A 21,729-nucleotide genomic window follows, 5' to 3' on the forward strand; every position below is an offset into this window, starting at 1 on the left:
GCCAATTATCAGCCGGAATATTCACAGATTTTATGGATAAAGAAAATTTGCCGATTGACAGGCTTTCAGGCACAGCCAAACGGCATAACCGCGCTTACTTCGTTCGTCTCATTTTTATAATGTCTATAGCACAATAAGGGCAGGAAAAAGAAGTTCACTTTTTCCTGCCCAATCATGTCTAACATTTTTTTATGCTGCCATATCTAAATCCAACCTCGAAACCTTACTTTTTCAGCGAGTCTTTGGATCCCGTTCAAATAAGCAGCTCTTCTCATCGTCATGTTCCGTTCTTCCGCAGTTTCAGCGACCGACTGAAAAGCCGCTCCTATTATTTGATGGAATCTGCGGTCTACCTCTTCATTAGTCCATATGTTTCCCTGCAGATGCTGAACCCATTCCAGATACGAAACTGCCACATCCCCTGCACCCGCAAGAATTTCAGGCACCAGTAGGATGTCCCTTGCCGTCATTGATTCGGCTGCATGTTCGGACACAGCTCTCCCGGTTCCTTCAATGACTATCTTCGCCTTAATATTCTCCTCATTTTTATCAGTGATCTGGTTTTCAATTGCTGCCAGTATAAGTAAATCACAGGGTTTCTCGAGAAGTTCCTGATTCGTTATGGTCTGTTCAAAGAGCTTAGTCACTGTCCCAAAACTGTCCCGGCTGTCGAGCAATTCATCGATATCAAGACCTTCAGGAGCATAAAGTCCACCATAAGCGTCTGAAATTCCAACAATCCGAATCCCAGATCTGGAAAGTGACTTCGCGATCAGACTCCCAGCACTTCCAAAACCCTGTATTATGATTTGAGCATGATTAAGATTAATTTTTTTAAGCCTCGCAGCCTCCTTGACAACAACAGTGATGCCGTCTGCGATCGCTGAATCACGTTTGGCGAGTCCTCCAAATATCAACGGCTTTCCTGTAAAAAACGTAGAGAGACCTTCCGGATGGATCCTGCTGAATTCATCCATCATCCAAGCCATAACCTGAGAATTCGAACTCGCGTCCATCGCTGGTATATCTTTGTCCGGGCCGATGATCGGTGAAATTTCTCGGATATATCCTCTCGCCAGCCCTTCCATCTCACGAAAAGAAAGTTCCCTTGGATCACATATTATGCCGCCTTTCGCTCCTCCAAAAGGGAGATTAAGAACAGACGATTTTATTCCGTTCCACATAGACATTGCCTGAAGTTTATCTACCTCTATATCAGGATGAAAGAGCACCCCTCCTTTTGTCGGACCGGGTGCGTCATTATACTGAACCCTGTAACCGGTAAAAACGCGTGTCCCGGTTTGATCCAGTTTCACGGGGATTTTTACTTTAAGAATTCGCTGCGGTTCCTCAAGATAGCGGATCAGATCCTGAGCATAACCAAGTTCCGTTAATGATGAGCGAACCACAGCCTGTACATAATGAAGAAGTTTTTCCCTTGGTATTATATCTCCATCGGTTTTAAAACTTTCTGATGCCAAAAAAATCATCCCTTCTGACTAGGAACACTGTTTCCATTTTTGTTTCCTGCAAAACAGAAAAAATGAAGACTGCAGGACATGAACCGCGCATAACTCGCATAAAATGAATTTGTGCTTGCGAAAAAGAGCTGCAAAAAAAATCCGCACCATCAATTGTGCGGAGTATTAATAAAATATTTGTAAATATCGGAAATAGCCCTATCTTTGATCAAACATTTACCATATTCTTCAAGACGATGGACTGTCATTGTTGACGTATTGCCGAACTCCGCAAGTAAAGCGATCAGTGTTTCAAGATCGGTCTCACTGTCAAATTCCTCTTCTTCAAAGTATAAATAATATTTATGTTCAAGCTGGTAAAGGCTGCCATTCTTTATGCCAAGATCATGAAGTGTTTTCGAGAGTGTGATGATATCCTCAAACTGATTAAACTGATAAAGCACATCCTGGCTCTCATCCATGGTGACCTGCATCTGAATGAATTCATCATCATCGAACGCATCGTCACTTTCCGAATCGCCATACGTCCGGCCTCTAGATACGATCACAACCATACCTTGCGCCGGCAGCGAAAATATCTCTACATCAATGGGACCGTTTGCTTCAAAACCGAGTTCGTCATCGGCCTCAAGCATCATATCACGAAAAAGCTGCTCCACTCTCGGCAAGTCGTGCCACATATCTTCTTTGGAAATGCCACGTTCTTTAAGATCGTCAAAAGTCAGGAATATCTTGATTCTGTCCCCGTTTAAACGTTCCAGTCGCATCGCAAACACCCTCCTTGCCACCGAGCCCTATCTCTCTGAACTTCCGAAGACCCTTTTCTTTTTAATTATATGTTTTTTAACGTTTTCGGTGTCTCACGGTTTGCCGTTGTAACAACCGCAAATTCAGAGGGCTGCAAATTTATATACGATTCACTTAAGCGTAGTATACAACGCAAACAAAAAAAAGTACATGCTTTTAATTGATCATGAACTAATACACTGCGCACCAATCATGTACCAGTTAATCCCCGATATTTTCAGTAGACTATTTTCTCCACCCGCACCGGCTTCATATTTTCGTACTAGTGACAAGCTCCGGGGCATATAAAAATCATGTTAATAGTAAAAGTGGTAAAGAGAGGTGCACATATTGCCCACATACAGAAAATGGTTTTACCCATTTATCAGTCCCTTTGACCCGTGTCCCCCGCTCACCCCTGTCAGCTACGAAACACCTGTCCAGCTGTATCTCGGTTTTCAGCCTGCCGGGATGGAGCAATTTTCTCCTGTGCAGGCGCTGGCGCACGGGACACTTTGGCCCGGCCTTTACACACCATATACTAATCCGTATCTTGAAAAAAGAAGGGAGGTTTAAAAAAATGGCTGATCCGAATCAGCTTCCAAACAATTACTATGAGGATCTGCGGGTTTTACAGGCTACCGATTTTACACTTGTCGAACTGACGCTTTATCTGGATACTCATCCCGATGATCTGGAAGCGCTCAAACAATTCAATTCGGCAGCGCAGAAAAGTACCGGACTCCGCGACGCATTTGAAAAGCAATATGGTCCGCTCAGGCAATTCGGCCACAGCTATTCCGCGTACCCGTGGCAATGGAACAAAGTTCCGTGGCCCTGGCAGGTTTAGAAAGAGATGGAATGCAACCTGTACATTTCCCGAAAAAGAATCAGGAGATGAGTTCTCATGTGGTATTATGAAAAGAAACTCCAGTATCCTGTCCGTGTCAGTACGTGCAATCCGACGCTCGCAAAGTACCTTATAGAACAGTACGGGGGCGCTGACGGGGAATTGGCGGCCGCCCTTCGTTACTTGAATCAGCGCTATACGATACCGGATCAGGTCATTGGGCTTCTGAACGACATAGGTACCGAAGAGTTCGCCCATCTGGAAATGATCGCAACAATGGTCTATAAACTTACAAAAGACGCCACACCTGAGCAGTTGAAAGCAGCAGGACTGGGCGCGCATTACGTAAATCATGGTAAATCGCTTTACTTCGAGAATGCCGGAGGTGAGAGTTTTACCGTCGCGCATATCCAGTCCAAGGGGGATCCGGTCGCAGATCTCTACGAAGATATTGCCGCAGAAGAAAAGGCCCGGTCGACTTACCAGTGGATCATTAATTTATCAGATGATCAGGGACTGAACGACTCGCTCGGATTCCTGCGTGAGCGCGAAATCGTTCATTCACAGCGTTTCCGGGAAGCGGTCGAGTTAATCAAGGAGGACCGGACAGAGAAAAAGGTATTTTAATTTTAGGCTTTGTTAAACTTGTCTGTTGTTTTTCGCTTCATGCGCTCGCTTTCCTCTTCAATCAACGGAGGGGCAAAATCAACATTGAATTTGAACATAGCCTAATTTTAAAACAAACATCCTGCTGCATGAAGCGCAATGCAGCATTTATTGTTTTTTTTTACTTGAGCTTTGTTAAAGAACCATATTATTTTTTGGCAGGCTCGTGAAAAATCCAGTTTGGCAGCAGCCACAGAAGTAACAATAAAGTTTAACACCTTATATTTAACAGGATTAAGCTTCCCTCCCTCTATTTATAGAATAAGTTAATATCCATCTCTTTAAGAAGATACTGCATAATTTCGTATCTTCCGGATCCGTCAGGTTCTTTTGGCCAAAGTTCCCATGCTCTGTCAATCATCTCTTCACGCAGTTCATCAAAGTCATCTTCCGCATCCTTAGCTTCTTTTTGCGTACGCATATAAATGAACAGAATCAGTAATCCCGATACACCAAGCAGCAAAACCTCGGGTTCCCTGACCATTAGGTTCAACCCGTGCAGTGAAGCCATACTCCTCCCTTCAAATACAAGTAGATATAAAACAAAAGCACTGTTTGTCAAAATCAGAAAAAAACCGGTTACAGACCGCCTTTTTTTCCAATGATTTTCTTTTAATTTTCTCTTTTCCAGTTCCTTAAGGATTTCATATGCCAGAGCCGGAAGAGCCCCTTTTTCCCGCAGTGTATCCAGCGACACATAGCCACCCCCTCGGAATAAGCTATGCGCTGGAAACCAGATTTAGGACAGCCACTCTTCAGAGTGACACGCTCAGCTATCAGGCTCAACCTTTTCACACGCGAGGAGCCTGTCCAGCCTTTTTTTCCAATCCACTTCGATGCCCGAATTGTTCAGCGCCGAGTGCTGATGGCTAAGAAAATCGCCGATTTTTGCACCACATCGGTCACAGCACAAATCAGGCTTTGTTTCCAATTTTTCACCAAAATAGCTTAGGCATGATACTCTTCGGCATCCTTTTTCTGAGATCCAGGAACGCATCCGCGCCAAATCTTTCATTTGAACAGATCGGCGATTTTCTATCAGCCGTATACAGTCATCATAAAGTAAAGCAACTGGCCTCCCGGAGCTTTTGGTTATGAACTGTTCAAGAATAAACCGGGCCGCCGTTTCACCCGCACCCATAATACGGATCACATCAATGAAACGTTCTGAATCCTTCGGCAGCTGATACTCGCCCTGATCCAACTGATTCAGAGCAAATTTTAAAATCGATGGGGAAGGGTAATTACTGTCGATAAAAGCTTCAGGCAGCCGATCATCTGCCGGTGAATGAAGAAGCACAGCAAGACCCTGACCACCATCCCTCGCGGCTCTTCCCACTTCCTGAAGGTAGGCATTCATCGTGCTCGGATAATGAAAGTGAACAACGACGCGAATATCTGCCTTATTAATACCCATGCCAAATGCGTTCGTACAGCAAAGAATGTCGAGTTCACCGCTCAGAAACTGATTTTGAATTTTTCTCCGGTCTTCGGGTTCCATACCGCCATGATAGAAAGCGGTACGGAATCCCAGTCTTTTTGAGATATCCTTGGATAACTTTTCTGACCATTCCCTGCCGGAACAATAGATGATGCCCGGGAATTCCACTTTTCCGAGCAGTTCAATTAATTGGTTTGTTTTGTCCTCACTGTTTTTCGCTTCAAGGACGATAAACGAAATATTGGGTCTGTCGACGCTCATCAGGAACTGCTGCGCCGACTCCAAGTGAAGATAGCGGACAATATCCTTCTTGACTCTCTGATCCGCAGTTGCTGTCAGAGCGAGACAAACAGGTGAGCCAAGCCGAATCCTGATCTCAGCAAGATGCAAGTAGTCCGGACGGAACTCGTGACCCCACTGGGAAATGCAGTGCGCCTCATCGACGACAAACAAAGAAATCGGCACTTTCTCAAGGGCCCTCGAAACACGAGGCTGCCTGATCATTTCAGGTGAAATGAACAAAAAGCGGAGCTGCCTCAGCTGGGACAGCACACGCTTTCTTTCCTCAGGGTTAAGCATGCTGTTCAGCGTGCGTACCTTGTTCTCTCCCAGACGGCGGAGTGAATCCGCCTGATCCTCCATAAGAGAAAGAAGAGGTGAAACGATAAGCACCAGACCGTTCAGGATGTATCCGGGCAACTGATAGCAAAGTGACTTTCCGCCCCCGGTTGGCATCATGGCGAAAACATCCTGATGCTTCAGCAGCGCGTTGACAACTTCTCTTTGCCTGTTTCGAAATTCCGAATAGCCAAATACTTTGTGGAGTACTTCTTCAGCCTTCGCCATTTCTTGATCGATTGGTCTGTTCCTGTTTTCTGGTTTCTGCAGGGCATCCAATTAGTTCCCCTCTCTTTCCACTGCTTCTTTGGCTAGAGCCAGCCGGATTTGAAAATAGGAAGCCTGGTCACGGAGTTCTTTCTTTATCGGCTTAAGCTGTTTCGTGTGCAGTCGGGTCGCGGATTTGATGATCATCTGATTGACTGAATCAGGCAAAAAGGAAGAAATATTAAAACCCGGAATTTTCAGAGTCAGTTCAATGATATGATCTTCTATGGTTCCATGGGAGAGCTGTCTCTGTTCAGTCAATTTTTCAAAAGTTAAGCCTTCTTTGATTAAATGATATGTCTCCTCAGCCGAACGCGAAAGATCATTCCGTTTTTTACTCATCAGACGGGCTAGGGTCGGAAAATCGGAAGGTATATTACTGACCGTGTGCAGCAGACGACGAATGGCAGCTTTTGAAAAGACGTGACTTTGGTAAGTGTCAATTTTCACAGCTGATCCTGTCTGATCCACTGTCAGGCCAGGCATACCGTATCCGCTTAGCTGAAGGCACAATATGTCGGCCTCAGTCACAGGCATTGTCTCAAGAAGGCTGTATAGTTCCTCATACAGTGCGCAGGCCAGATCTTTCCTTCTAGCGCGAGACCCAATGATAAAACGTCGGACAGCTTCTGTTATACCGGCACGGTGTGAGACCGGCAAAAAAGAATGACTGCCATGGATCAGTTCGGACAAGGTCTGAACGCACAGCTGCAGTTTAAGCCAGAAATCAGTTTCCATTCTCACATTTTCGGTATACTTAAGATCCTGAGGGAAAGAGTGACGATCGGCTAGTTGCGACAACGTATCTATTCCAGATGGGGTCAGGGCATATTTCTCGTGATCTCCATTTAACTGGCTGATCCAGCCCTTTCCGAGGCAGTCATCTGATAGACTTAATAAATGTCCGCGTTCTAACATGTCGAATGTGTGATACAGAGGTTGAATATGAAAAAACGCGCAGTCCTGAATTGCTTGAACAGACTGTCTGCCCTGTAATATATGAATGATCCCTGAGAGCGTCCGTTCTCCGTTAATCTGACTAATCAATTTCAGCATTAAATAATATCGAAATGACACATGCATTCCTCCAGATTTCAATTGTAAATAAAGAAACACGCCATGCTGAAAAGACTAGTTTCAACTTATATTTTATCTTTTTTAAAGAAAACTTTCGATAATTTTTCACACCCTTCGTTATTGAAGAGGTTGAAATCGCAGCTCCTGTTACCTACAATTAGAAAAGTAATGATAGCGGATGAAACAGTTCATAAAGGGGAGTTTTCAGATCGTGGAAAAATATATGATTGTCGATAAAGAAACCTGCATTTCCTGTGGTGCGTGTGCCGCATCAGCACCGGATCTGTTCGATTACGATGATGACGGTCTCGCTTTCTCTCTCCTCGACGGCAATAAGGGAGACGTATCGGTACCTGATGAATTGCTTGAAGATCTCGCAGACGCTTACGACGGTTGCCCCACTGAGTCGATCAGAATCGGAGACCAGCCGTTTCATGGTTCTCCAGATAAAGTAGCTGAAAACTGATTAAGCAGAACGAAACAAGCTTGCCTCCCGGGCAAGCTTGTTTCCGTTTATTAACTATCCTAATCCCCGTTATCAGGCAGACTGAACTGAAAAGTTGTCCCATGTTCCTTCCTGCTATTGACACTGATTTCTCCGCCATGAGCATCGATAATATGCTTCGCGATAGCAAGTCCAAGCCCAGTCCCTGATTTTCCTCTCGTTCTTGCCTTATCTGCTTTATAGAACCGTTCAAAAACAAAGGGCAGATCTTCCTCAGCTATTCCGGTTCCTGAGTCCCGGACTTTAACAGAAAGTTCACCCGATTCCAGATGAACGCTGATATGGACCCATCCCTCTTCAGAAGTATGACGTATCGCATTATCTATGAGATTAGTCATAACCTGTTCCACTCGATCGGGATCAAAGACGAAGCAATCATTTTCTCCAGCGTCGGTTTCCAGTTCAAGTCTGATTCCGGTTTTCTCTGCCAGATTGCTGAATTTATTCACCGTGTGGCTGAAAAAGTCAATCAGGGGGACATCCTTTTTATTTAACTGAAAGTGCCCCGCTTCCAGCTTTGCAAGATCCAGCAATTCATTGACGAGGCGTCCCAGCCTTTTAGACTCGTCAAGAATAATCTTTGCCATGTCTGTTTTTTCCTGATCCGTCTCTGCGATCCCGTCAATAATCGCTTCACTATAGCCCTGGATCATTGAGACGGGTGTACGGAGTTCATGACTCACATTCGCGACAAAGCCTTTTTTCATCTGATCAATATGCTGCTCTTCAGTCATATCACGAAGTACGGCGACCGCGCCCCTGATTTTCTGACGGCTATAAAGGGGTGTGAGAATCACGACCCAAAACCTTCCCTGAGTAGTCACATTCTGGATTTGCTGTTTTCGTTCGCCCGACGCACTTAAAAGCATTTCAGTCAAGATTGAGGGAGATCTTGCATCATCATGTTCAAATGCCCAGGATCGGACAAAAGCGGTCGCCGGAGGGTTTTTTGCTTTAATTCTGCCATTTTCGTCAAGAAGGACGACCCCGTCTGCCATATTATCAAGTATTCCGGCCAGCTGTTCTTTTTCCTGGTTGAGAGCCGTCATATTCGCTTTCAAATCATCTCTCATTTTGTTGAATGCTACGGCCAGATCACCAACTTCATCCCTTGTGACGACAGGAACATTAATATCAAAATTTCCGCGGGCTACCTGAAGAACCGCTGTGCGCATTCTACGCAAAGGGGCTCCGATACGGGTGGACAGAAAAAAGGCAAAAAAGGTCGTCAGAATGATCGCTATGCCTGTACTGATATAGATCAGCTTTTTAGATTGATCGATCGCATTTTGAGCGATATTCAGCGTCTGAAATATGTATAGGGCGCCATTTTCACCTAAACGGGTATGAACAGGCAGGCCAATGATGATCATCTTTGCCGGGGTAGTACCGCCATTACTAAAAGCGCCTTGTTTTTCCACAAATTTGCCGGAAACAAGGGCTTTATTTAATACCGGATCCGATTGAAAGAAATGGCGGTTTAATCTAGGAAATCCTTTGTCGGGTGCAGAAAACCAATAGTCCCGATTGGTTACCAAGGCGCTGCCGGCTGAGTAGACCCCGGAGATATCCGAAATAGAATTGAGCGCCGTACGCCTGTCTCCGCCATTTTCGATCAACTGCACCGATTTGGTTCCAATTTTGTGCATTTGAAGTTCAGTCTGATGCAAATTACTGTTTTCAAAAAATTGTAAGAGCAAAATGGTCAGAAAAACAAGCGCTATGGCAACGATGGCAATAATCGTTGCCCAAAGTTTTGTAATGATGCCGCGCCAAATCATCCGTTACTCTCAACTTCTATTTTGTATCCAACGCCCCAAACTGTGACGATCATGTTGGCAGCTTCTTCCGATATCCGGTTCAATTTTTCTCTCAAACGTTTTACATGTGTGTCAACTGTTCTGAGATCCCCGAAAAATTCATAGTTCCAGACATCCTTCAGCAATTGTTCACGTGAGAAAACCTTATCGGGATTTTGAGCAAGATAGTATAAGAGATCATATTCTTTTGGGGTCAGATTAACCTCCTGATTTTCTACTTTGACCCGGTGTGCGTCATGATCAATCATCAGATGCGGAAAAACAAGTTCATTTTTGGAAGTTGTCTCTGTTTCCAAAAATTTGGTCTTGGATGACCGCCTGAGCAGAGCCTTCACCCTGAGTACAACCTCGCGCGGGCTGAACGGTTTTACAATGTAATCATCCGTTCCAACTTCAAAGCCTTGAACACGGTTTGCCTCTTCACCTTTCGCAGTCAGCATGATGACAGGGGTCGCCTTGAATTCACGTAGTTTCTCACAGACTTCGATCCCATCCATTCCAGGAAGCATCAGATCAAGAAGAATTAATTCGTAATCTTTGTCAAGTGCTTTCTGAAGCGCTGTCTCACCATCTCCTGCCTCATCAATCTGATAATCTTCCCGCTCAAGATACATTTTTAATAACTTTCGGATTCTCTCTTCATCATCAACAATTAAAATTGCCGCTTTCTTCTCAATCATCCAATGATCCTCCCGTCAGCCATATCGTTCTCTCTCTTAACTTCCTTATGATGGAACAAAAACAAAAAACCGATCTAATCCCATTCGGCCCGATTTCAGATAATGTGTCAATCCTATGTCTTATTTTATACAATTTCTTAAAAAAAAACATCTTTCCGATTTATTTAACCCAATATTAGTTTTCTATTTTGTTGAAATAGACCAAAAAAACATCGAAGGTATCATCCCTGGTTCTCGCGATTGGCCAGATGATAAAGAGTTTTTACTTCATGCGGCTTGAGTGTTCTGCTGTCACCGGGATGCAGTCCCGTCAGGCTGAGAAAACCATACCGCTCACGTTTCAACTTTCGCACATGCAGATGAAGCGCTGAAAACATGCGCCTGACCTGCCGGTTCCGCCCCTCATGAATTGTGATCTGAACCGAAGCTGTTCCCTTTTCACTGTCACTGGCGACAAGTCTTACTTTTGCCTCCGCCGTCATTCCGTCTTCAAGTTCAATTCCTGTGGCAAGTTTCTTTAACTGCTCGGCCTTCGGAATCGGATTGATTCGTGCTATGTATGTTTTATCAATTTCAAAACGGGGATGCATCAGACGATTCGCCAGTTCTCCATCATTAGTCAGCAGTATCGCGCCCGATGTATCATAGTCAAGGCGTCCGACAGGGAAAATTCGCTGAGGAACATGTTTAAAAAAATCAACGACTGTCGTCCGTTCTCTGTCATCGGTGACGGAGGAAATAACGCCGACAGGTTTGTAAAATAAAAAATATACGGGAAGCTCCTTATCGATCGGGATACCATTCACAGAAATCTCATCCTTCTCCGAGACTTTTGTGCCAAGTTCAGTAACTGTCCGGCCATTAACTTGAACCATACCGGCAGTAATCAATTGTTCAGCCTTTCTTCTTGATGCTACGCCTGCCTGCGCAATCACTTTCTGTAGTCGTTCCATCCTTTCACCTCAAAGTTATCATAACGCCGTCAATCGCTTTTCTCAAGTTTCAATATTTGTTCACTACTTTTGGATTAGTTTCCTTATTTCTATGCGAATCCAACATTCTCCCGCGCTTAAATTATGCTCCGAAAATAAGCGTCACGATCACCACGGAACAGATCACGCCAACCGCGTCGGCAAGCAGCCCTACCTTCAGTGCATCTCCGATCCGGTGAATCCCGACGGCCCCGAAATAGACGGTCACAACATAAAACGTGGTATCTGTACTTCCCTGCATAACCGATGCCAGCCGGCCGATGAACGAATCGGGTCCGTGTATCTTTATCAGTTCGGCCATCAGTCCTAGCGCGCCTGTGCCGGAAATTGGTCGCATAAGGGCAAGAGGAACAACCTCCGCAGGCATCCCCACAGCGGAAAGAAAGGGTTCAATTGCCCTTATCAAAGCATCCATCGCTCCCGACGCACGGAATACTCCGATGGCTGTCAGCATGCCGACAAGAAAAGGCATAATGGATACAGCAAGCGAAAATCCATCTTTTCCTCCTTCAACAAAAGTTTCATATGTTGCTGTTTTTCTGAAGGTTCCGTAAAGAAGAATGACAGCAATCAGGATAGGAATCAGCCACAGGGACAGTGCTGTCATAAAGGCCATATTATTTTTTCTCCTTCCGCTTACGTAAATAATAAAAAATCCGATCAATAATTAAGGCCGACAATGTAGTACAAAGAGTGGCCATAAGCGTTGGCCCGACGATGTCCGCTGGCGAAGATGATCGGTATTGCATTCGAATGGCAATCACCGTTGCCGGGACTAATGTCAGCCCTGAAGTGTTCAGCGCAAGCAATGTAATCATCGATCTGCTTGGCTTATTAAGCCCTCCATTCAATTTCTTAAGCTCCTGCATTGCTTTAATCCCCATCGGTGTTGCAGCGTTGCCGAGCCCGAAAAGATTGGCAATGATATTTGAGAGAATGTAGCCCATTGCCGGATGGTCCGGCGGAACTTCCGGAAAAATACGACGCACTACAGGTTTAAAAATAAATGAGAGCTTCTCAAGCAAACCGGATTTTTCTGCAATTTTCATCAATCCAAGCCAGAATATGAGAATACTGGCCAATCCGATGCACAACGTCACAGCGTCAGTTGCTGATTTGAAAATGGCGTTATTCACCTGTCCCATTGTTCCACTGAAGGAGGCATAGACAATCCCAATACAAAAAAGGGCAACCCAGATTATATTGATCATGAAAAAGGCTGCTCCCTTCCGGATACAATGGACTCAAGCAAGCCGCTGAAAATTTTCCAGAATGCTCTTTTTTTCTTTCCCGTAGACTTGTAATATACCGGGATCGAAGCAATCTGTTTCTGGTCCAGCATAATCTGAAGATCACCTGCAGGTTCGGGCGGTATCCATTTTCTGTCATCGGGCTGGGCCTGAACCAGTACCAGCTTCTTGCTGATATTGGACTGCTCGTCCCCGGATAATGGAACAAAAACAGACCTTTTTATATAGAGATGATCCTGGTAAAAGGGATCAGTATCGGCTTTTAACTGCCCGCTGCGTGCAACCAGTGTCAGACTATAAGTTGAAAAGCCCCATTCAAAAAGGTTTGCGTGATCACGCCAGTCATCCCCGTCATTCAGCGTAACGGCAATAAGCGACATTTTACCATTGGAGGCAGTAGATATGAGCGTACGACCCGATTTTTTAGTGAATCCCGTTTTGCCGCCGGTTGCGAACTTGTAGAGCCGAAGCATTTTATTTTTGTTATTCCAGACTCGGATTCCTTCCTTATTCGTTGCCCCGGCGCGATAAGATCGGGTGCCAACGATTTTCCGGAAATCTTTATTGTCCATGGCGTATCGTGTCAAATTGGCCATATCGCTTGCCGTTGAATAGTGATCCGGACTGTCAAGACCGTTGGGATTGGCAAAGTGTGTATCTGAAAGACCCAATTCCTTTGCCTTTTCATTCATCATAAAAACAAAGCCCTGCTCACTGCCCGCAACTCCTTCAGCGATAGCCACAGATGCATCGTTCCCTGAACGCAGCATCAGGCCATATACAAGGTCACGCAGGGGCAGCCTTTCCCCCGCTTTCAGATAGATGGAAGAACCTTCAGCTTTGATCGCCTGATTGCTGACTGTCACAACATGATTCATTTTCCCGGATTCAATGGCCAGGATCGCAGTCATCACTTTTGTAATGCTTGCGATCGGAAGCTTTTCATGACTATCCTTTTCATAGAGCAGACGGCCTGATGATTGTTCGATCAGCGCAGCGGATTGTGCTGAAACGGAGGGCTCATTCGCCCGCACCGATCCCGGAAATACAGTCAATCCTAAAGCAGTGCAAAGCAATCCGATCAGCGAACTTTTCAAGATACGTTTCATGGGATGCCCCCTTGTCCTATCGCTAATACAAGCTTATGCAAGGATAAGAGGTTTATGAGCCAGTTATTGAGATGTTGTCAAGGCGTCAGGCTGTTAATTGATGTATTCTCAAATAAAAGTCCCGCCCATGGGATCTCTGTATGGACGGGAAGCAAAATGAAGCGTTTATAGGTTATTTACTGTTTCTTTATACTTATCGTAGAAAAGATCATAAGCGTCAAGCTGCTCGTTAGGCTGTTTCACAGCCTCAATAAGCGGCGGCATTTCATCAAGCGAATGGAGCCCGAAGTAATCAAGAAAAGTTGAAGTGACACCATATAGGATGGCTCTACCAGCCCCTTCAGCACGTCCGACCTCCTTGATCAACCCTCTGACCATCAGGGTTTGCAGTGCCCGCTCTGATTTAACCCCCCTGATTTCATCAATTGTGATTCTGGAGACGGGCTGTTTGTAAGCAACAATTGCCACAGTCTCAAGTGATGCCTGCGAGAGCGGCGATGATTTAGGAATGGCTGCAAATTTTTCAGCATAGCCCGCCATAAATGGCTTTGTGGTAAGCCTGTACCCGTTTGGAAGGTCAGCAACCATCAGGCCGCAAGCATCATCGTTCTCAAAATCGGCTTTCATTTTTTCAATTGTATCTGTAATATCCCGAACCGGACAGTCTGAAAGCACTTTGCTGATCTGATCCAGTAACAATCCTTCTTCCCCAGTCAGATAAAGGAGTCCCTCAATAATTGAACGCATTTTCTCCGGTGTCAAGTAAAGCAGCCCCCTTTCCCAGACTGACAAAAATATCCGCAAAGTTCCGATCCTGTTCGCAGAATACAGCATCTTTTTTCATTAATTCCAGTAACGCGAGAAAAGTCACAATAATATGTGCGCGGTCTTTTTTTGTAAATAGCAAATCAAATCGCAGCGGATGTCTGGCCCGTTTCAGATCCTCTAGAACTCTGTTCATCTGCTGCCCAATCGGAAGAACCTGCCGATCGATCTTTGTATCAAGCGGCGTCTCAAGTTTCTTACGAATCAGCATTCTCTGAAATGCTCGCATCATATCATGAACGGTTGCCCGCTCGGATTTCGGAATGGCGGTCACGTCTTCTCTTTCAAATTCGCTTAAATCCTCCGGCTGCTTTGAGAATAGCAGGAGTCTTTCCGACTCACCGGAGCGCAGGGATTGCGCGGCCTCTTTGTACTGTCGGTATTCCAGAAGCTGCTGCATCAGCGTCTGACGCGTTTCCTCGGGATCCTCATAAGGTTCATCAGCCGCCTCGTCATAAACCTCAGGTTTCGGAAGCAGCATCCTGCTTTTCATCGCGATCAGTGTTGCGGCCATCACCAGATATTCACTGGCAACGTTTAGTTCCAGTTTCTGCATATTGTGGATAAAGTCAAGATACTGATCCGTAATTTCTGCAACAGGAATATCATAAATGTCTATCTCCAGCGTCTTGATCAGATGCAGAAGCAAATCAAGAGGCCCTTCGAAGGCATCGATTTTTACTTTATATTCCAAAAGCCATCCCCCTGGGTATGGTACAATATGCCACTATCATAGCATAGAACAGGCATTCCGTGAATCCGGGTATCATGCAGCTACATTTTACAACACACACAATGGAACAAATAAAAACAGGAAACCGATTATTTTTCGGTCTCCTGTTCCCCCTTCTCATGAAAACAATTATCAAAATAAGATTTGATCGCTGCGGAAGGAGTAATATCAACATCATTTCCAAGAATCGGCTGAAGCGCGAGCAGCATTTTCTTACCAATTCCTTCTGCCCGGTACGATGGGTTAACACTGATGTGTTCTACAGTGGCTTTGCCGGGATCTTCCATGTGAATCCCAATAACACCGAGAATGTCTTCCCCATCTTTCCATAAAAATAGTTGCCAACTTTCCTCTTCCTCATATTTCCTGACGGTCTGAAGAAGCATCTTGATTTCTTTCTCGGAGGGAACATAAGAAAGTAGGCCCATAGCAATCTTTTCATAATTCTTTTTATAGCGAATAAGCATTTTTAACCCCTCATTACCATGATAAGAACAGGAATAAAAATAAATCACAGCACTGAAAAGCTCTCACGTCCTATATTATAACCAATAGAGAAAAAATGTGCACTTATATGTCAGAATCGTGTTTCCCTATTGATACCCCTGTCTATTCATGTGAGGAGAACATTTTAAGCGGTTGATCCATACGTATCAGGTCGTCATAGCTTTCTCTGCGGACCACTAACTGGCTTTCACCGTTTTCCACAAAAACAACAGCGGGGTTCGGCAGCCGGTTATAATGGCTGGCCATAGAATAACCATACGCGCCGGTACAAAGTACTGCCAGAATATCACCGGCCCTGCACGACTCCGGCAGATTCGCTTTCTTTATCAAAACATCTCCGTTTTCACAGCACTTACCGGCGATCGCAACCGATTGATCAGCCGGCTCGTTTGCCCTGCTTGCGCAGAGCGCCTCGTAGTGCGCCTGATAGAGTGCCGGACGAATATTGTCGGCCATGCCCCCATCCACCGACACGTACTTACGTATGCCGGGGATATCTTTTAATGCCCCGACTGTATAAAGCGTCGTTCCTGATTCACCGACAATGGAACGGCCCGGCTCGATCCATACCGCAGGAACACTGAGGGCCCGTGCTTTACACTCTTCGGTAACTACGGCAACTATGCTGTCAATATAATTTTTGACCGGCAGGGGATGGTCTTCCTCCGTATACCTGATGCCAAATCCTCCACCAACATTCAAAACCTGCATTGAGAAATCAAACGAACGTTTCCACTTCTCTGCATAACTGAAAATAACCCTGATCGCCCTTACAAAACCTTCAGTCTCAAAAATCTGTGAGCCTATATGGCAATGAATACCTTTCAGAATCAGATGCGGAGCCTTCAAAGCAAGCTGAACAGCCTGATCAGCCATTCCATTATCAAGATTAAAGCCGAACTTTGTATCATCATGCCCGGTCATGATAAATTCATGTGTATGCGCTTCAACCCCGGGAGTAACTCTTAGAAGAATTTCCATCTCCCGTCCTTTTGCCGCGCACAAATCTTCAAGGCGTTCCAATTCATAAAAGTTATCAACGATGACGTTGCCAATGTTCGCGTCAAGGGCCAATATCAGTTCGTCGTCAGACTTGTTATTTCCGTGAAAATGAATTCTTCCGGCTGGAAAACCTGCTTTTAAAGCGGTATATAGCTCCCCGCCAGAGACTACATCGAGGGAAAGTCCGAATTCATTGACGAGCTGAAGAATCGCAATCGTCGAGAACGCTTTGCTTGCATAAGCGACCTGCCAATCCATTCCGTTGTATGCTGCAAATGCCTCTTTATACTGGTTGATTCTTTCTTTGATCAGTGCCGTGTCATATACGTAAAGCGGGGTACCATACTCACGAGCAAGTTCGACCGTGTCCACCCCTCCGATGACAAGATGCCCTGAAGCGCTGATCGTCTGTGTTCCGCGCACCAAAAATCTCCCCTTTCAGAACTGTTACTCTCCATCTATCAATCAATCGTAACTCACAAAAAGTGGTGACCTTCAGAGGATGCTAATCAGCGACGCAAAAAAGCCTGCACACAAAGTATACAGGCCGGAACGTACACCCAAAGCCCGAGAAGTGCTCCACCGCAAGTTCATGCAGTGACAGTCTGCAACCTGTTCAGCTGCAGCCCAGCGCGTCGTTTCCGGAAAAAGCGACCGCTTCGGCAGGTTGACCTTTAGGGAACGATCCTCGCTCTTCCTGGCTCCCGTCCCTTACTTTTTCGCCCTGCTCCTCTTATCTGCTTGAAGGATAAAATTTATTTGTAGTTTAGCATGATTCGTATTCAATGACAAGTGTCACTTGGATTTGCTCTTTGCCGGCTGACGGTATTTATCCAGCGGGCGCACGATACTCGGCCGAAGAACTGATGTCGGAAGCGCCCTGCGAATCAGAATATTATAGAGTCCTGTCGGATTGAACGGGATAAACGGCCATAGATAGGGTGTGTTCAGGTTCATGACATGCGACAAATAGATAATAAATAAAGTGACAGCAAGCATAAATCCCGGAACATGTAGAAGCCCTACAGCAAGAATAAGCGTCAATCTCACAATTTTATTGGCCAATTGGAGTTCGTAGCTAGGTGTCGCAAATCCCCCGATCGCAGCGACAGAAGTATAAAGGATCACCTCGGGAATGAATACCCCTGCTTCTATGGCAATCTGTCCGATCAGAACGGCAGCGATCAGGCCGAGTGCAGTTGAAAGGGATGTCGGTGTATGAATCGCCGCCATCCTCAAAGTTTCAATGCCAACTTCCGCAATCAGAATCTGAACAAGCAGAGGTATATTATAGTGTTTGCTATTCGGCCCTATGAAGCCGAGCTGTTCCGGAAGCAGATGTTCTTGGACAAGTAAAAGCCAGAGTGGAACGAGGAATACCGATCCCAGCACAGCAATAAAACGCACCCATCTCAGCAAAGCTCCCGACGCGGTCACCTGGCGATACTCTTCCGCGTGCTGAAGGTGGTGGAAGAGTGTCGTCGGCAAAATCATCACACTGGGTGAGGTATCGGTAATCAGAACGACATGACCTTCCAGTATATGCGCGGCCGCGACATCCGGACGGCCGGTATAGCGGACAAGCGGAAATGGATTCCAGCCTTGCTTAAGAATAAATTCTTCAAGCGCATTGTCAGCCATTGGAATTCCGTCAACACAAATCGACTGAAGTTCTTTTCTCAAGGTTTTGAGCAAACCCGGGTTGGTCACATCTTTCAGATAACAGAGACTAATGTCTGTTTTTGAGCGCTCCCCGATCTGCATCATTTCACTGCGGAACCGTGGATCCCGGATGCGGCGCCTGATCAAGCCGGAATTTTCAATGATGTTTTCTGTAAAACCATCCTTCGAACCGCGAACAACCTTCTCAACATCCGGTTCCTGCGGCTGCCTCCCGGGATAGTGTCGTAAATCGATGCTGAAGCCGGCAGTTTCACCATCGATGAGAAGAACGATACGACCCGTGAGCATTTTATCCACCGTATCATTGATTGTCGTGATCTCTTCGACCTGATAGTGGACAAGATGCTGCTTAATTTCCTGATATACGTCTATTGTATGCTCATTATTATTGGACAGACGCATGAATTCACGCATCATCATGGCAATGATTGTAGAATCCACAAGGCTGTTTGTATAATAAATTCTGCATTCGCGGCCGAGTATCTTAATGATGCGTTCCCCAACATCGAAATTTTTCGGGCCGATATCAAGAATTTCACTCATCTGTCTTGCGTTTTCCTTGATTTCCTGATCAATCTTTTTAGCAGCTTCCTTAGGCATGCTCAAATCCCCCGCTTTTCATAAGCACTTATCCTTTTGGTTTAAAAAAAAGAGCAACAAGGAAGCCAAACAAAATCGCCGAAGTAATGCCCGCGGAAGTCAGCTTGAAAATACCGATGGCAATACCCAGATAACCATGTTCATGCCCTTCCGCCATCGCCCCATGAAGCAGGGAGTGTCCAAAACTGGTAATCGGGACAGTAGCCCCCGCTCCCGCAAAATTAATCAACCAATCATAGATCCCGAAAGCGTCAAATAAAGCTCCCAGTACAACAAAAGATGCAACAACATGCGCCGGCGTCAGCTTGAAAACGTCCATCAACAGCTGTCCAATGACACAGATTGCTCCCCCCACAAGGAAAGCATAAAGAAAAATCATTTCTTTTCCTCCTTTGCAGATTCAAGAACAACTCCATGAGCAACGCAGGGAATGGTATCCTTTTGTTTTGGTGTCGCGCTATTCAAGAGAGCCCCGGTCGCTACCACAAATACTCGTCTCAGCGAACCCTCAGCCAGCCTTTTAAAAAGATAGCCGTATGTAACGACCGCCGAACAAGCACACCCGCTTCCACCCGCGTTGACCGGTTGATCCGGGCTGTATATCATCAGTCCGCAATCCTGATGGATCTTACCGATATCGAGGCCCTTCTCAAAAAGCAGCTGTTTTAATATAGGGGAACCGACACTGGAAAGATCACCGGTGACGATCAGATCGTAGTCCTCAGGTTTACGACCGGTATCCTGAAAATGCGTCCAGATTGTGTCTGCAGCTGCGGGTGCCATTGCAGAACCCATGTTATTTGCGTCTCCAATGCCCCAGTCAATGACCCTGCCAATTGTCGCTTCAGCCACTCTGACTTTTCCAGGCTCCTTAGTCACGATTGCTGCGCCCGCACCAGTTACGGTAAAAGTCTGAGTTAGGTTCATCGGTCCGCCATATTCAGTAGGATAACGGAATTGGCGTTCTGCAGTTGCATTGTGACTGCTGACCGCGCACAGTACATTGTCCGCGTAGCCGCTGTCTACAAGCTGCGCACCCGCAGCCAGTGTCTCCATTGAGGTTGAGCAGGCACCGAACATACCGATAAATGGGATCCTGTTTTCTCTGGCAATAAAGTTTGAGGTCACGGTCTGATCCATTAAATCTCCGGCAAGAAAAAGATCCATGTCTCCCTCCTTTTTTCCCGCCTTCGCCAGACAAAATGAGATGGCTCTTCTCATCAGAGCACGTTCCGCCTCCGTCCAGTTCTTCTCACCGCAGTCCAAAGCACCGTACTCTTTGTCAAAACTGCCTGAGAGAGGTCCTCGCGACTCCAGGGGACCGACAACGGTCCCTGTTGAAGCAAGATAAATCGGATGATCAAAGCGCCAGGTTTGCTTTCTCAATTTACTCACCAGATATGTCTCCTTTCAGAAAAACTGTTCAATAAATAGCCGGATGATGCCAAGGACAGCCGCCGAGACCACTCCGAAAACAATGACTTCCCCCGCCAGCGAGAAAAGGTTGGTGGCAATGCCCAGGACAATGCCCTCGCTTTTATGTTCCAGCGCGGCGCTTGTAATCGAATTGGCGAAACCAGTCACTGGAACGATTGAACCTGCTCCGGCAAACCGGGCGATCTTATCGTAAACCCCAATCCCCGTCATGAGAGCCGCCAGAAGAATCAGAGTCGCCACGGTCGGATTCCCGGCGGATTGTTTCGTGAAATGAAAAAAGTGAATATAAAATGTTTCCATAAACTGGCCGGCGAGACAGATCAGTCCGCCCGACAGAAAAGCGCGGACACAGTTGGCCGCATAAGGTATTCTGGGCTGAAAAGGTTTAATATTTTCACTGTAATTTTTTGGATCATTAAGCATCAACTCTGCCTCCTCATCAGTCTGCTAAAGGATAGTATCTGCCATATATCAAAAAATATTAAGGAAACTCGCTGATTGGCAAGCCTTCAGGTTCAATCAGAGGCATAAGTAATGCCGAAGATGGATCATTTGCCAGGCAAAGGGCATGAATAAAAAAGAGACTGCCCGCAGAGACAGTCTCTTTTTTATCTGAGATCTATGGAACAATTATTCAGCCATCTGGCTTTTTATTTCTTCAAGGATTTTCTTCTCCAGTCTCGAAACCTGCACCTGAGAGATACCGAGCCGGGCAGCGACTTCGGTCTGTGTCTGATCCTTGAAATAACGCAGATAAACGATCAGCTTTTCACGGTCATCCAGCTGCTCTACAGCATCCCGGATAATCATTTTATCAAACCATTTTCCGCTTTCGCTGTCAGATATCTGATCAAGAATTGTGATCGGATCGCCGTCGTTCTCAAAAACAGTTTCATGAATAGAGGATGGCGAGCGGATCGCTTCCTGAGAGAGTACAATCTCCTCGGGGGATAATTCAAGCGCGTCTGCCAGCTCGTTGATTGTCGGATTACGCCCCAACTTTTTTGAAAGTTCGTCCCTCTTTTTTCTGGCTCTGATTCCAGTTTCCTTCAATGAACGGCTGACTTTGACTGCTCCGTCATCGCGAATAAATCGCTGAATCTCACCAATGATCATTGGAACCGCGTAGGTTGAAAATTTCACATCAAACTTAAGATCGAACTTATCAACGGATTTGAGCAGACCAATACAACCAATCTGAAACAAATCGTCGGGTTCATAGCCACGATTGACGAATCGCTGGACAACGGACCAGACGAGTCTCATGTTCTTTTGAACAAGCCGATCCCGCGCATCGCGATCACCGGACTGGCTTTGCTTAATCAGTTTTTTGACTTCCCTGTCATCCAGCAGCTGCTCTCTTGCTCCAATTTTGTGATCAAGCTCCATATGCATGCCTC

Annotated in this window: 24 protein-coding genes and 1 riboswitch; of the genes, 4 read left to right on the forward strand and 20 right to left on the reverse strand. The window is 45.8% G+C overall.

What is annotated here, in order from left to right:
* Positions 1 to 203 precede the first annotated feature (203 nt).
* A complete protein-coding gene (locus E4665_RS09320) occupies positions 204 to 1,481 on the reverse strand; it encodes a Glu/Leu/Phe/Val family dehydrogenase (RefSeq protein WP_241654779.1) in 1,278 nt (425 codons plus the stop codon).
* Between the two features lie 149 nt (positions 1,482 to 1,630).
* Entirely contained in the window at positions 1,631 to 2,248 is a 618-nt protein-coding gene (locus E4665_RS09325) for a genetic competence negative regulator (protein WP_135348524.1), read from the reverse strand.
* Between the two features lie 370 nt (positions 2,249 to 2,618).
* Between E4665_RS09325 and E4665_RS09330 the strand changes: the two genes are divergently transcribed.
* From E4665_RS09330 to E4665_RS09340, 3 genes are read left to right on the forward strand one after another with little or no spacing between them, the layout of a single operon-like run.
* Entirely contained in the window at positions 2,619 to 2,843 is a 225-nt protein-coding gene (locus E4665_RS09330; RefSeq protein ID WP_135348525.1) for a spore coat associated protein CotJA, read from the forward strand.
* 4 nt (positions 2,844 to 2,847) lie between these two features.
* Positions 2,848 to 3,117, forward strand: coding sequence for a spore coat protein CotJB (locus E4665_RS09335; protein WP_135348526.1), 270 nt, complete (start codon positions 2,848 to 2,850; stop codon positions 3,115 to 3,117).
* Between the two features lie 57 nt (positions 3,118 to 3,174).
* Positions 3,175 to 3,744, forward strand: coding sequence for a manganese catalase family protein (locus tag E4665_RS09340; protein ID WP_135348527.1), 570 nt, complete (start codon positions 3,175 to 3,177; stop codon positions 3,742 to 3,744).
* A 289-nt stretch (positions 3,745 to 4,033) separates the two neighbouring features.
* Here E4665_RS09340 and E4665_RS09345 read toward each other — a convergent pair whose 3' ends face one another.
* The 3 genes from E4665_RS09345 to E4665_RS09355 form a co-directional block, all read right to left on the reverse strand.
* Entirely contained in the window at positions 4,034 to 4,480 is a 447-nt protein-coding gene (locus tag E4665_RS09345; RefSeq protein ID WP_167815170.1) for a DUF2663 family protein, read from the reverse strand.
* A gap of 72 nt (positions 4,481 to 4,552) precedes the next feature.
* Positions 4,553 to 6,121 carry a RecQ family ATP-dependent DNA helicase gene (locus E4665_RS09350; RefSeq protein ID WP_135348529.1) on the reverse strand — a complete coding sequence of 523 codons (1,569 nt, stop codon included), beginning with the start codon at positions 6,119 to 6,121 and terminating at the stop codon, positions 4,553 to 4,555.
* Positions 6,122 to 7,186, reverse strand: a complete 1,065-nt coding sequence (locus E4665_RS09355) for a YpbB family protein (protein ID WP_167815171.1) — start codon at positions 7,184 to 7,186, stop codon at positions 6,122 to 6,124.
* 178 nt (positions 7,187 to 7,364) lie between these two features.
* Here E4665_RS09355 and E4665_RS09360 point away from each other — a divergent pair, with 178 nt between their 5' ends.
* Positions 7,365 to 7,652 (forward strand): ferredoxin, encoded by a 288-nt coding sequence (locus E4665_RS09360; protein ID WP_422067253.1) that lies wholly within the window; start codon positions 7,365 to 7,367, stop codon positions 7,650 to 7,652.
* Positions 7,653 to 7,711: 59 nt separating this feature from the next.
* Here E4665_RS09360 and E4665_RS09365 read toward each other — a convergent pair whose 3' ends face one another.
* From E4665_RS09365 to sigF, 15 genes are all read right to left on the reverse strand, one after another.
* The gene (locus E4665_RS09365; protein ID WP_135348532.1) at positions 7,712 to 9,472 is read right to left on the reverse strand and encodes an ATP-binding protein; all 1,761 of its coding nucleotides are present in this window, start codon (positions 9,470 to 9,472) and stop codon (positions 7,712 to 7,714) included.
* Positions 9,469 to 10,191: a response regulator transcription factor gene (locus E4665_RS09370; protein ID WP_135348533.1), complete on the reverse strand. Its 723-nt coding sequence runs from the start codon at positions 10,189 to 10,191 to the stop codon at positions 9,469 to 9,471. Before E4665_RS09370 ends, E4665_RS09365 begins: the two co-directional genes overlap by 4 nt.
* A gap of 221 nt (positions 10,192 to 10,412) precedes the next feature.
* The gene (locus tag E4665_RS09375; RefSeq protein WP_135348534.1) at positions 10,413 to 11,144 is read right to left on the reverse strand and encodes a pseudouridine synthase; all 732 of its coding nucleotides are present in this window, start codon (positions 11,142 to 11,144) and stop codon (positions 10,413 to 10,415) included.
* Positions 11,145 to 11,265: 121 nt separating this feature from the next.
* Complete coding sequence (locus E4665_RS09380; protein ID WP_135348535.1) at positions 11,266 to 11,799, reverse strand: spore maturation protein; 534 nt, start codon at positions 11,797 to 11,799, stop codon at positions 11,266 to 11,268.
* A gap of 1 nt (position 11,800) precedes the next feature.
* Positions 11,801 to 12,394, reverse strand: a complete 594-nt coding sequence (locus E4665_RS09385; protein ID WP_135348536.1) for a nucleoside recognition domain-containing protein — start codon at positions 12,392 to 12,394, stop codon at positions 11,801 to 11,803.
* Complete coding sequence (locus E4665_RS09390; RefSeq protein WP_135348537.1) at positions 12,391 to 13,542, reverse strand: D-alanyl-D-alanine carboxypeptidase family protein; 1,152 nt, start codon at positions 13,540 to 13,542, stop codon at positions 12,391 to 12,393. Before E4665_RS09390 ends, E4665_RS09385 begins: the two co-directional genes overlap by 4 nt.
* A gap of 165 nt (positions 13,543 to 13,707) precedes the next feature.
* A complete protein-coding gene (gene scpB / locus E4665_RS09395) occupies positions 13,708 to 14,304 on the reverse strand; it encodes an SMC-Scp complex subunit ScpB (RefSeq protein ID WP_135348538.1) in 597 nt (198 codons plus the stop codon).
* Positions 14,273 to 15,061 carry a segregation/condensation protein A gene (locus E4665_RS09400; RefSeq protein ID WP_135348539.1) on the reverse strand — a complete coding sequence of 263 codons (789 nt, stop codon included), beginning with the start codon at positions 15,059 to 15,061 and terminating at the stop codon, positions 14,273 to 14,275. The genes scpB and E4665_RS09400 overlap by 32 nt, the downstream gene beginning before the upstream one ends.
* 128 nt (positions 15,062 to 15,189) lie before the next feature.
* On the reverse strand, positions 15,190 to 15,567 hold the full coding sequence (locus E4665_RS09405) for a GNAT family N-acetyltransferase (RefSeq protein ID WP_135348540.1): 378 nt from the start codon (positions 15,565 to 15,567) through the stop codon (positions 15,190 to 15,192).
* A 142-nt stretch (positions 15,568 to 15,709) separates the two neighbouring features.
* Positions 15,710 to 17,032: a diaminopimelate decarboxylase gene (gene lysA / locus E4665_RS09410; protein WP_135348541.1), complete on the reverse strand. Its 1,323-nt coding sequence runs from the start codon at positions 17,030 to 17,032 to the stop codon at positions 15,710 to 15,712.
* 141 nt (positions 17,033 to 17,173) lie between these two features.
* A riboswitch (Lysine riboswitch) is annotated at positions 17,174 to 17,352 on the reverse strand.
* 52 nt (positions 17,353 to 17,404) lie between these two features.
* Positions 17,405 to 18,892 (reverse strand): spore germination protein, encoded by a 1,488-nt coding sequence (locus E4665_RS09415; protein WP_135348542.1) that lies wholly within the window; start codon positions 18,890 to 18,892, stop codon positions 17,405 to 17,407.
* A 28-nt stretch (positions 18,893 to 18,920) separates the two neighbouring features.
* The gene (gene spoVAE / locus E4665_RS09420; RefSeq protein ID WP_135348543.1) at positions 18,921 to 19,271 is read right to left on the reverse strand and encodes a stage V sporulation protein AE; all 351 of its coding nucleotides are present in this window, start codon (positions 19,269 to 19,271) and stop codon (positions 18,921 to 18,923) included.
* Positions 19,268 to 20,287: a stage V sporulation protein AD gene (gene spoVAD / locus E4665_RS09425; RefSeq protein WP_135348544.1), complete on the reverse strand. Its 1,020-nt coding sequence runs from the start codon at positions 20,285 to 20,287 to the stop codon at positions 19,268 to 19,270. The genes spoVAE and spoVAD overlap by 4 nt, the downstream gene beginning before the upstream one ends.
* Before the next feature lie 15 nt (positions 20,288 to 20,302).
* Positions 20,303 to 20,752: a stage V sporulation protein AC gene (gene spoVAC / locus E4665_RS09430; RefSeq protein ID WP_135348545.1), complete on the reverse strand. Its 450-nt coding sequence runs from the start codon at positions 20,750 to 20,752 to the stop codon at positions 20,303 to 20,305.
* A 207-nt stretch (positions 20,753 to 20,959) separates the two neighbouring features.
* Complete coding sequence (sigF, locus tag E4665_RS09435; protein WP_135348546.1) at positions 20,960 to 21,718, reverse strand: RNA polymerase sporulation sigma factor SigF; 759 nt, start codon at positions 21,716 to 21,718, stop codon at positions 20,960 to 20,962.
* Positions 21,719 to 21,729 lie beyond the last annotated feature (11 nt).

Source organism: Sporolactobacillus shoreae (assembly GCF_004684935.1).
Taxonomy (GTDB): Bacteria; Bacillota; Bacilli; order Bacillales; family Sporolactobacillaceae; genus Sporolactobacillus; species Sporolactobacillus shoreae.

Excerpts from the sequence above, each read along its gene's own strand:
- E4665_RS09335 (WP_135348526.1), top strand. The coding sequence starts at position 2,848 with ATGGCTGATCCGAATCAGCTTCCAAACAATTACTATGAGGATCTGCGG.
- E4665_RS09385 (WP_135348536.1), bottom strand. The coding sequence starts at position 12,394 with ATGATCAATATAATCTGGGTTGCCCTTTTTTGTATTGGGATTGTCTAT.
- spoVAC (WP_135348545.1), bottom strand. The coding sequence starts at position 20,752 with ATGCTTAATGATCCAAAAAATTACAGTGAAAATATTAAACCTTTTCAG.
- E4665_RS09380 (WP_135348535.1), bottom strand. The coding sequence starts at position 11,799 with ATGGCCTTTATGACAGCACTGTCCCTGTGGCTGATTCCTATCCTGATT.
- E4665_RS09370 (WP_135348533.1), bottom strand. The coding sequence starts at position 10,191 with ATGATTGAGAAGAAAGCGGCAATTTTAATTGTTGATGATGAAGAGAGA.
- E4665_RS09405 (WP_135348540.1), bottom strand. The coding sequence starts at position 15,567 with ATGCTTATTCGCTATAAAAAGAATTATGAAAAGATTGCTATGGGCCTA.
- E4665_RS09340 (WP_135348527.1), top strand. The coding sequence starts at position 3,175 with ATGTGGTATTATGAAAAGAAACTCCAGTATCCTGTCCGTGTCAGTACG.
- E4665_RS09390 (WP_135348537.1), bottom strand. The coding sequence starts at position 13,542 with ATGAAACGTATCTTGAAAAGTTCGCTGATCGGATTGCTTTGCACTGCT.
- E4665_RS09415 (WP_135348542.1), bottom strand. The coding sequence starts at position 18,892 with ATGCCTAAGGAAGCTGCTAAAAAGATTGATCAGGAAATCAAGGAAAAC.
- spoVAE (WP_135348543.1), bottom strand. The coding sequence starts at position 19,271 with ATGATTTTTCTTTATGCTTTCCTTGTGGGGGGAGCAATCTGTGTCATT.
- E4665_RS09325 (WP_135348524.1), bottom strand. The coding sequence starts at position 2,248 with ATGCGACTGGAACGTTTAAACGGGGACAGAATCAAGATATTCCTGACT.
- E4665_RS09365 (WP_135348532.1), bottom strand. The coding sequence starts at position 9,472 with ATGATTTGGCGCGGCATCATTACAAAACTTTGGGCAACGATTATTGCC.
- E4665_RS09375 (WP_135348534.1), bottom strand. The coding sequence starts at position 11,144 with ATGGAACGACTACAGAAAGTGATTGCGCAGGCAGGCGTAGCATCAAGA.
- E4665_RS09360 (WP_422067253.1), top strand. The coding sequence starts at position 7,365 with ATGAAACAGTTCATAAAGGGGAGTTTTCAGATCGTGGAAAAATATATG.
- sigF (WP_135348546.1), bottom strand. The coding sequence starts at position 21,718 with ATGGAGCTTGATCACAAAATTGGAGCAAGAGAGCAGCTGCTGGATGAC.